This is a genomic window from Streptomyces mesophilus (assembly GCF_011044995.1).
In the GTDB taxonomy this organism is placed as follows: domain Bacteria; phylum Actinomycetota; class Actinomycetes; order Streptomycetales; family Streptomycetaceae; genus Streptomyces; species Streptomyces mesophilus.
The window spans coordinates 1-9,298 of sequence record NZ_JAAKZW010000287.1 but is presented as its reverse complement, the minus strand read 5'-3'; the positions used below and the strand labels follow the sequence as shown (position 1 = coordinate 9,298).

At 71.2% G+C, this 9,298-nt stretch carries 10 protein-coding genes; 4 read left to right on the top strand and 6 right to left on the bottom strand.

The window, feature by feature from the left end; genetic code table 11:
* From G6045_RS36615 to G6045_RS36590, 6 genes are all read right to left on the bottom strand, one after another.
* Window positions 1-1,243: HD-GYP domain-containing protein (locus G6045_RS36615; protein ID WP_328708034.1), on the bottom strand; the 1,243-nt coding region annotated here is incomplete at its 3' end.
* Between the two features lie 20 nt (window positions 1,244-1,263).
* Window positions 1,264-2,634 (bottom strand): HD-GYP domain-containing protein, encoded by a 1,371-nt coding sequence (locus tag G6045_RS36610; protein WP_165336544.1) that lies wholly within the window; start codon window positions 2,632-2,634, stop codon window positions 1,264-1,266.
* A 243-nt stretch (window positions 2,635-2,877) separates the two neighbouring features.
* On the bottom strand, window positions 2,878-3,189 hold the full coding sequence (rsrA, locus tag G6045_RS36605; RefSeq protein ID WP_165336543.1) for a mycothiol system anti-sigma-R factor: 312 nt from the start codon (window positions 3,187-3,189) through the stop codon (window positions 2,878-2,880).
* Window positions 3,186-3,857, bottom strand: coding sequence for a sigma-70 family RNA polymerase sigma factor (locus tag G6045_RS36600; RefSeq protein WP_199552840.1), 672 nt, complete (start codon window positions 3,855-3,857; stop codon window positions 3,186-3,188). The genes rsrA and G6045_RS36600 overlap by 4 nt, the downstream gene beginning before the upstream one ends.
* A 225-nt stretch (window positions 3,858-4,082) precedes the next feature.
* On the bottom strand, window positions 4,083-4,736 hold the full coding sequence (locus G6045_RS36595) for an alpha/beta hydrolase family protein (RefSeq protein WP_165336541.1): 654 nt from the start codon (window positions 4,734-4,736) through the stop codon (window positions 4,083-4,085).
* A 24-nt stretch (window positions 4,737-4,760) separates the two neighbouring features.
* A complete protein-coding gene (locus tag G6045_RS36590) occupies window positions 4,761-5,504 on the bottom strand; it encodes a M50 family metallopeptidase (RefSeq protein ID WP_165336545.1) in 744 nt (247 codons plus the stop codon).
* Window positions 5,505-5,562: 58 nt separating this feature from the next.
* Between G6045_RS36590 and G6045_RS36585 the strand changes: the two genes are divergently transcribed.
* The 4 genes from G6045_RS36585 (at window position 5,563) to G6045_RS36570 (ending at window position 9,210) form a co-directional block, all read left to right on the top strand.
* A complete protein-coding gene (locus G6045_RS36585) occupies window positions 5,563-6,378 on the top strand; it encodes an SOS response-associated peptidase (protein WP_165336540.1) in 816 nt (271 codons plus the stop codon).
* 25 nt (window positions 6,379-6,403) lie between these two features.
* Complete coding sequence (gene aroA / locus G6045_RS36580; protein ID WP_165336539.1) at window positions 6,404-7,732, top strand: 3-phosphoshikimate 1-carboxyvinyltransferase; 1,329 nt, start codon at window positions 6,404-6,406, stop codon at window positions 7,730-7,732.
* A 12-nt stretch (window positions 7,733-7,744) separates the two neighbouring features.
* Complete coding sequence (gene rsgA, locus G6045_RS36575; RefSeq protein ID WP_165336538.1) at window positions 7,745-8,755, top strand: ribosome small subunit-dependent GTPase A; 1,011 nt, start codon at window positions 7,745-7,747, stop codon at window positions 8,753-8,755.
* Window positions 8,756-8,886: 131 nt separating this feature from the next.
* On the top strand, window positions 8,887-9,210 hold the full coding sequence (locus G6045_RS36570) for a DMT family transporter (RefSeq protein ID WP_165336537.1): 324 nt from the start codon (window positions 8,887-8,889) through the stop codon (window positions 9,208-9,210).
* The last annotated feature ends 88 nt before the right edge of the window (window positions 9,211-9,298 follow it).

Genomic DNA, 9,298 nt, shown 5'->3' with positions numbered 1-9,298 from the left:
CCCCCTGCCCCACCACCCGCGACAGGGACTCCACCACCGCGGGGTGGTAGTCGTGGCCCGTGCCCAGGCGTAGGCGCTCTAAAGCGGTCAGGACGCCGCTGGGGCCCGACAGGCGGGAGAGTTCGTCGTAGGCGTTGGCCGTGCGGACGATACGGGCCGTGAGGGGCTGGTCGCGGTAGGGGTCCGCCTGGCGTTCCACGACCACCGCGACGTCCGAGGGGACGCCCGTCTGGCGGACCACCGCCCCGCCGAGCAGCGCGATGCGTCTCTGCTCCGCGGTGGGCAGCAGCGCCGTCGCGCCCGCCGGGATCGGGTCCACCAGGGAGAGCTGGCCGATGTCGTGCATCAGGGCCGCGTACTCGAGGACGGTCAGGTCCGCCTCCGAAAGGCCCAGGTCACGGCCGACCGCGCAGCTCAGGACCGCGACCCGGCGCGCATGGCCCGCCGGGGTGTAGCCGGCGATCTCCGTCGCGCGGGCCAGGGAGGTGATCGTCTGGCGGTAGGTGGTGCGGACGGCCGCGTACCGGCGGAAGGCCAGCTGGGTGAGCAGGAGCGGTGCGCTGAAGACGGGGAGCGCCCACAGGCCCGCGACCGCCACCGCGAGCGCCATCACCGCCCCCGTGGCGCCGACCGCCGAGCCGATCCCGACCAGCGCGCGCAGCTCGTCGCGAAGGAGCGGGCCGTACGGCCAGTGGGTACGGGCCCGGATCAGCACGGCGGACAGGACCGCGTCGCACAGGGCGGTGAGGGCGAGGACGACCACCATCCAGACCGCGTACAGCGGCCCCTGGCCGACGAGGTCCTCCAACTCACCCGAGTTGTACAGGGGTTGGAAGCACACCGCGGCGAAGCCGACCGTCAGGACGCGCCGTACGAGATGGTCGAGCGAGGGTCCGCCGCCGATCGCCACGTGCGGGACGGCGCCGGCCAGCGTCGCCGCCGAGACCACCGCGATGATCTGCAGCACACCGTGGTGCGTGGGCTCGCCGCCGCTCTCGCCGAGCAGGGCGTACGCGAGGGCCCCGGCGGCCCCGAGCGGCGCGGGTTCACGGGCGACCGCGCCCGACACCTTGCGCCCGCCCCACCGGGCCAGCTCGCCGACCGCGATGAGGATGCCGAAGGCGAGCGCGATCCCGCGCTCCGTCACGCCGTACCAGAGCGTATGTCCGAGGGCGTACACCGCGAGCGCCCCCGCCGCGCCCGCCGCCGCCACGATCACGGGCGAGCCGTACGCGCGCGTCACAGGCGAGCCGTACGCGCGCGTCACGGGGCCGTGCCCGTGGCGGTCTCGCGGGGCACCGGCCGCTCCTGGAGCGGAAGGCGTACGGGGACGGTCTCGTCCGAGGTGACCGTCGGATGCCAGCCGTGCCGGTCGAGGGCGCGGGCCAACGCCCGTACCATCTGCGGGTCGAACTGCTTGCCGGCGCACCGTTTCAGCTCGGCAAGGGCCTGCTCCACAGGCCGCGCCCGGCTGTACGAGCGGGTCGAGGTCATGGCGTCGAAGGCGTCGGCGACCGCCACGAGCCGTGCGAACTCGGGGATCTGGCGGCCCACGAGCCCATACGGATAACCGCTGCCGTCGAGCCGTTCGTGGTGATGCAGGATCGCGGTGCGCGCCTCGCCGAGGAAGCCGATGCCGCGCACCATCTCGTGCCCGTACTCGGGGTGCAGCTCGATGATCCGCCGCTCCTCGGGCGTGAGCGGTCCGTCCTTGCGCAACAGCCTTGTGGGGACGCCGAGTTTGCCCACGTCGTGCAGGATGCCGGCGAACCGCAGCACCTCCACGCGGTCGTCCGGCATCCCGAGCTCGCGGGCGATGAGCACAGACGCCTTGCCGACCCGCTCGCTGTGCCCGCGGGTGTACTCGTCCTTGATGTCCACGGCCTGCACCAGCGCGCGGATGGTGGCCTGGTGGGCGCTGCGCTCGCGGTGGTACTGCTCGAAGACCCAGTACGAGATGTACATGGGCAGCAGCACGAGGAGCGCCGCGAACGGTCCGTACGGACTGACCCAGAGCACCGCCATCATCAGGCCCGCGAGCCCGTGCACCAGCGTGGGCGCGAGCGCTCCCGCGAAGCCGGCGCCCGCGCCGCGTACGAGCGTGGCGAGCCGTCGCCCCGTACCGCCGACCGCCGCCAGGATGACCCCGTCGAGCACCGCCATGACCAGGCAGAACGCCCCGGCGGCCGCGGCGGCGGGCAGCAGCGCGTACGGAAAGTCGGGGGCGCCGCCCGCGCCGAGCGAGGCGCGTCCGCCGAGCGCGTGGTGGGACTGTCCGGCCGCCCAGCAGGCGAGCGCGAGCTGGCCGCCGCGCCAGATCCGGCGGGGCGCCGCGGGCCGCTGCTCGACCCGGCCGAGCAGGGCGCCGGGCACGGCGGCGAGCGCGGCGGCCGGGGCGGGGAGCAGGAAGATCGCGGCGAGCAGGACGGGGAAGAACGCGCCCATCGAGCGCGGCGCCCGCTCCCCCAGGAACGGACAGCGGGTCATCCACTCGCACATCGCGTACAGCGCGGCGAGCAGCGCCACGGCACCCCAGCGGATCCCGGGGGTGGTGACGACGGGAAGCACACAGACCGCACCGGCGAGCGCGACCACGGCGATCAGGAGGCGCGCCGGGACAGGGATCGGCCGCATGGCGTACTCCTCCCCGTGACACCTCGACACTGCTGCGCCGTTGCAAGTCCCGTACGGGTCACGGCCGTTCACACCCGTACCGAATCCGGAGAATAAAGCGGCAGACGTGGGCGAGGTGGCGGGAATCGAGGATTCGGCCGGTCACAGGGGCGCGGATTAGCGCCAACGGGTGACAGACGGCCGCGGCTTCCCCGGAGGGCAGCCGCGGCCGGTCAACTGTGTGGTATTGGAACGCTCTTGCCGTCAGCCCTCGGCGGGACGGTCCGCCGAGACCGGCAGATCCTGGTCGGGCACGGCCTGTCCGGAACGGATCAGATCGAGTCGCCCCATCACCTTGGCCCGCAGGTCGGCGGGCACGTCATCGCTCCCGCAGCACCGCTTGACCAGCTTCTTCACGGCCTGCTCGAGCCCGTACTTCTCCAGGCACGGGGAGCACTCCTCGAAGTGCACCTCGAACTTGGTGCAGTCGCTGTCGGGCATCTCGTGGTCCAGGAACTCATAGAGATGGTCCAGGACTTCAGAGCAATCCGTCTCGTGCGGCTCTCCGCAGCTCATGAGCCCGAGCCTTTCGTTCCGTTCGTCGACTCCGACGCACCTGCCGGTACCAGGCCACGCTCGACGGCGTAGTCCTCGAGCATGCCCCGCAGCTGGCGTCGGCCACGGTGCAGGCGGGACATCACCGTGCCGATGGGTGTACCCATGATGTCCGCGATCTCCTTGTACGCAAAGCCCTCTACGTCCGCGAGATAGACCGCGATGCGGAACTCCTCGGGAATCGCCTGGAGCGCTTCCTTCACGTCCGAGTCCGGCAGGTGGTCCAGGGCCTGCGACTCGGCGGAGCGCAGACCGGTGGACATGTGCGACTCGGCGCGCGCGAGCTGCCAGTCCTCGATCTCCTCGGAGGCGCTGCGCAGGGGTTCGCGCTGCTTCTTGCGGTACGAGTTGATGAAGGTGTTCGTGAGGATGCGGTACAGCCACGCCTTGAGGTTGGTGCCCTCACGGAACTGGTGGAAGGACGCGTACGCCTTGGCATACGTCTCCTGCACCAGGTCCTCCGCGTCCGCGGGGTTACGGGTCATCCGCAGCGCGGCGGAGTACATCTGGTCGAGGAACTCCAGCGCGTCCCGCTCGAAGCGGGCGTTGCGCTCGGTCGTCGACTCCGCTGCCTGCGCCTCGGCGGGTTCCTCCGTGTGGCCGTTGTCGGTCCCAGTGACCGGACCCACCTCCTCAAGCGTCGTCGCAGAGCCGAAACCGGCCCTGCCCGAATCGGAGGATAGACGACCAACCGGTCCGCCCGCCGCCCGGATAGGGGCGGTCTTGGCCGCCGCCAGCAGCTCACGCTCCATGTCGGAGGGGCTGACGCGGCTCGTGCAGGCGACTGAACCCATTACGGCGAACACCCTTCATTCCGTCTTGTACCGACGCCTCCCACAACCGTCGTCAAGCACTCAACATTCCCGCAGCCCCTTGATCCACCCGGTCACCGCCTGCGTGATGAGCGCCACTGCTTCGTCCTGTCCGAGCTCGGCGCGCTTGGGGACGTTGAAGCTGTGATCGCCGTACGGGATCTCGACGAGCTCGTACGGTCCCTCCGGGTATTCGGCGGGTTTGCCGAAGGGGTCGTTGCCGCCCTGTACGACGAGGGTGGGGACGCCGGATCCGAGCAGTTCGTCGGCGCGGGACTTCTCGGGCTTGCCGGGAGGGTGCAACGGGAAGCTGAGGGCGAGCACGGCGGCGGCACCGAGTTCGGTCGCCGTACGGCAGGCCACGCGCGCACCGGCGCTGCGGCCGCCGGCGATGACGGGGAGCTTCTTGCTCCGTACGGCGGGCCAGATGCCCCGCCACCCGAGGTCGAGCGTCTTGGGCGCGGGCGCCACCTTCTTGCCGGCCACGCGCCAGGGCTGCTCGACGAGCGCGACGGTCACGCCGTGCCGCGGCAGCTCGGCGGCGAGCGCCACCAGATCCCGCGCGTCGATCCCGCCGCCCGCGCCGTGGCTGACGGCGAGCACGAAGTCGGCGTTCTCGGCGGGGTGCCAGGTGATGCGGGCCCGGCCGGCCTCGGTCTCGACGCTTTCGACCGTCCCGGTCTTCTTGTTCGTCACCGGGTCATCTTCGTACGCGCGAGGTCACAGACCCAGCAGCCAGCGCCCTCCGCCGAGCAGCGAAGCCAGCGAGACGGCGTGGAAGAAGAAGAACCACAGGGCCGCCGGTACATGGGTGAGGCGGGCCAGTTGGTCCGCGTCCGAGTCCGGTGCGCCACCACGGCGTCGCTTGGCCTGGAGCTCGAAGGCCGGGCGTACCCCGCCGAGCAGCAGGAACCAGACGACCACGTACGCGAAGGCCGCCTGGACCTCGGGGTTCGCGAGCCATGAGATGAGGACGAAGGCAGCGCCGGTGACGATCACCGTGACCGCCCCGTACGCGTTGCGGATCATCACCAGCATCGCGACAAGCAGGGCCGTGGCCAGCCAGAGCAGGGCCGTGATGTGGTTGGCGGCGAGCAGCCAGGCGCCGCCGAGACCCAGGAGCGGGGGCGCGGTGTAGCCGGCCGCGGCGGTGAGGATCATGCCGATGCCGTGCGGCTTGCCGCGACTGACCGTCAGACCACTCGTATCGCTGTGCAGCCGGATCCCCTGCAGCTGGCGCCCGCTGAGCAGGGCGACAAGGCCGTGTCCGCCCTCGTGCGCGATGGTGATCGCGTTGCGCGAGAGCACCCACAGCTGGTGCGGCAGGATCACCGCGAGTGCCACCACACCCGTGACCACCACGAGCCACTGCTCGGGGTCGGGCTGCGCGCCGAAGACGCGGTCCCAGAGATCGGCCAGGGACGAGGCGGCGAGGCTCTGCGTAGAGGCCGCGAGGCTCTGCATATACGGCATATACGGACCGGGCTCCTGTGGGCTGGCGAGATCTGGCAGTGTGGCACGTATGTGCGGACGGTATGCATCCAGTCGTAAGCCCGAGGACCTCGCGACCATCTTCGAGGTCGAGAAGTGGGACCCCGAGGAGTCCCTGGCACCGGACTACAACGTGGCGCCGACCAAAGAGGTCTACGCCGTTCTGGACCGTCCTGTGAAGGACGCGGAATCGCCGAGCCCGGTTCGCCAGCTGCGCAAGCTGAAGTGGGGACTCGTCCCGTCGTGGGCGAAATCACCCGAGGGCGGTGCGCGCATGATCAACGCGCGGGCCGAGACCGTCCACGAGAAGCCGTCCTTCCGCAAGGCCTTCACCTCGCGCCGCTGCATCATCCCGGCCGACGGCTACTACGAGTGGGTCACCGCGGCCGAGGAGCGCGACCTGGAGGTCGAGGGCAAGAAGAAGCGGCCGCGCAAGCAGCCGTACTTCGTGACGCCGGCCGACGGCTCGGTCTTCGCCATGGCCGGCCTGTACGAGTTCTGGCGCGACCGCACCCTCGCCGACGACCATCCGCTCGCCTGGTGGGTGACCTGCTCGGTCATCACGACGGAGGCGGAGACCGGCCCGCTGGGCGTCGCGCCCGCGGACGGCCCGCAGACGCTCTCCGACATCCACCCGCGGATGCCCCTGATGCTCACCCCGGACCGCTGGGACTCCTGGCTCGACCCCTCCCGCACATCGGCGGACGACCTGCAGTCGCTCCTCACCCCGCCGCCGGAGGGCCTGATGCGGGCGTATCCGGTGTCGACGGCGGTGAGCAACGTACGCAACAACGGCCCGGAGCTCCTGACGGAGCTGGAGGGCCCGGAGGAGGGCACGCTGTTCTGAAGTCACCCCCACTAAAGTGGACCGCATGACCGAGAACCCCGCGCACACCACCCTCTGGCCCGCCCCCCACGCAAGCGGCGCCACCGACACCACGGTCCACGTGCCCGGTTCCAAGTCGGTCACCAACCGCGCTCTCGTGCTGGCCGCGCTGGCCGCCGAGCCCGGCTGGATCCGCCGTCCGCTGCGCAGCCGCGACACCCTGTTGATGGCCGGCGCGCTGCGCGCCCTCGGTGTGGGCATCGAGGAGGGCGTCGGCCCGGACGGCTCGGGTGAGGTCTGGCGGGTGATCCCGTCGGGTCTGGCCGGTCCGGCCACGGTTGATGTCGGCAACGCCGGCACGGTCATGCGCTTCCTGCCGCCCGTCGCGACCCTCGCCGACGGCGATATCCGCTTCGACGGCGACCCGCGTTCCTACGAGCGCCCGCTGCACGGCGTGATCGACGCCCTGCGCGCCCTCGGCGCCCGCATCGACGACCAGGGCCGCGGCGCGCTGCCCCTGACCGTGCACGGCGGCGGCGCCCTCGACGGCGGCACCGTCGAGATCGACGCGTCCAGTTCGTCGCAGTTCGTCTCCGCTCTGCTGCTCTCGGGCCCGCGCTTCAACCAGGGCGTCGAGGTACGGCACACCGGCGAGCGGCTGCCGTCCATGCCGCATATCCGAATGACCGTCGACATGCTGCGCGCCGTCGGCGTCCAGGTCGACGAGCCCGAGACCGGCGGCGAGCCCAACGTCTGGCGGGTCACGCCGGGCGCCCTGCTCGGCCGTGACCTGGTCATCGAGCCGGACCTGTCCAACGCCCAGCCGTTCCTCGCCGCCGCCCTGGTCACCGGCGGCCGCGTGGTCATCCCGGACTGGCCCGCGCACACCACGCAGCCCGGTGACGCGCTGCGCGAGATCTTCACGGAGATGGGCGGTTCCTGCGAACTGACCGAGCAGGGCCTGGTGTTCACCGGCTCCGGACAGATCCACGGCATCGACATCGACCTGGGCGAGGTCGGCGAGCTGACCCCCGGCATCGCCGCCGTCGCGGCCCTGGCCGACTCCCCCTCCACGCTGCGCGGCGTCGCCCATCTGCGCCTGCACGAGACGGACCGCCTGGCCGCGCTCACCAAGGAGATCAACGAGCTCGGCGGCGATGTCACCGAGACCGCCGACGGCCTCCACATCCGCCCGCGCCGGCTGCACGGCGGCATCTTCCACACCTACGACGACCACCGGATGGCCACGGCCGGCGCGGTGCTCGGCCTCGCCGTGGACGGAGTGCAGATCGAGAACGTGGCGACCACCGCCAAGACCCTGCCCGACTTCCCCGCGATGTGGACCGGGATGCTGACCGGGGCGGCCGGGGCGTAGGGGACCAGCGCCATGCGTCGCTACAGCAAGCACACCGACGAGGACGACATCCGTCAGCGCCCGGGCCGCAAGGGCACCCGGCCGCGGACGAACATCCGCCCCAAGCACGAGGACGCGGCTTCGGGCATGGTCCTCACCGTGGACCGCGGCCGGCTCACCTGCCTGGTCGACGACCGCGTGATCCTCGCCATGAAGGCCCGCGAACTGGGCCGCAAGGCGGCGGTGGTCGGCGACCGGGTCGCACTCGTCGGGGACATGTCCGGCAAGAAGGACACCCTTGCGCGCATCGTCCGCATCGAGGAGCGCTCCTCGGTCCTGCGCCGCACGGCCGACGACGACGATCCGTACGAGCGCATCGTCGTCGCCAACGCCGACCAGCTCGCGATCGTCACCGCACTCGCCGACCCCGAGCCGCGTCCGCGCCTGATCGACCGCTGCCTCGTCGCCGCGTTCGACGCGGGCCTCAAGCCGCTGCTCGTGCTCACCAAGTCGGACCTGGCCTCGCCGGACAAGCTCCTCGAGGCGTACGGGGCGCTCGATTTCCCGTACGTCGTGACGAGCCGCGAGGAGCTGGAGAACGGCGACGCGGCCGACCACGTACGGGAGTTCCTCGCCGGCCGTACGACCGCGTTCGTCGGCCACTCCGGCGTCGGCAAGACCACGCTGGTGAACGCCCTGGTCCCGGAGGACCGCAAACGCGTCACCGGCCACGTCAACGCGGTCACCGGACGCGGCCGGCACACCACCACCTCGGCCCTCGCGCTCCCGCTGGCGGATGCGCAGGGATGGGTGATCGACACCCCGGGCGTACGGTCCTTCGGACTGCACCACGTCGACCCGTCACGGGTCATCCACGCATTCCCCGACCTGGAACCGGGAACCGAAGGCTGCCCGCGTGCGTGCAGTCATGACGAGCCCGACTGCGCCCTGGACGCCTGGGTGGAGGAGGGCCACGCGGACCCGGCACGCCTCTACTCCCTGCGCCGCCTGCTCTCCACCCGGGAGCGGCGCGAAGGCGACTAGGGGTTCGGACACAGGCTCCACCTCAACCTTGTTTGCGCGCGCTGCGTCCCGGTAAGTGCATAATCGCACCAAGTCAAAGCAGTGGGCGACGAGGCCGGCTGAGCGGTCACGAGGTTCTGGAGGCACACACCATGGCGTGGCTGCTGGTCATCGTCGCCGGACTGCTCGAAACAGGGTTCGCGGTGTGCCTCAAGCTCTCCCACGGCTTCACCCGCCTGTGGCCGACGATCTCGTTCGCCGTCTTCGCGCTGAGCAGCTTCGGGCTGCTGACCCTCGCGCTCAGACGCCTGGACGTCGGCCCGGCGTACGCGGTGTGGACGGGCATCGGGGCGGCCGGCACCGCCATCTACGGGATGATCTTCCTCGGCGATGTGGTGTCCACGCTGAAGCTGGTGTCGATCTCGCTGGTGATCGTGGGCGTGATCGGGCTCCAGCTGTCGGGCAGCGCGCACTAGACCTCCGTCGGGCAGCGCGCACTGAGCCTGAACGGACGTCACGGTGACGACGTCACCCCCAGCGCCTCCCGCACCCTGTCTTTTATAC

What these genes read in the sequence shown, in the direction of transcription:
- G6045_RS36590 (WP_165336545.1), bottom strand. Translation starts at nt 5,504, where the DNA reads ATGCAGAGCCTCGCGGCCTCTACGCAGAGCCTCGCCGCCTCGTCCCTG.
- rsgA (WP_165336538.1), top strand. Translation starts at nt 7,745, where the DNA reads ATGCGTCGCTACAGCAAGCACACCGACGAGGACGACATCCGTCAGCGC.
- G6045_RS36610 (WP_165336544.1), bottom strand. Translation starts at nt 2,634, where the DNA reads ATGCGGCCGATCCCTGTCCCGGCGCGCCTCCTGATCGCCGTGGTCGCG.
- aroA (WP_165336539.1), top strand. Translation starts at nt 6,404, where the DNA reads ATGACCGAGAACCCCGCGCACACCACCCTCTGGCCCGCCCCCCACGCA.
- G6045_RS36585 (WP_165336540.1), top strand. Translation starts at nt 5,563, where the DNA reads ATGTGCGGACGGTATGCATCCAGTCGTAAGCCCGAGGACCTCGCGACC.
- rsrA (WP_165336543.1), bottom strand. Translation starts at nt 3,189, where the DNA reads ATGAGCTGCGGAGAGCCGCACGAGACGGATTGCTCTGAAGTCCTGGAC.
- G6045_RS36570 (WP_165336537.1), top strand. Translation starts at nt 8,887, where the DNA reads ATGGCGTGGCTGCTGGTCATCGTCGCCGGACTGCTCGAAACAGGGTTC.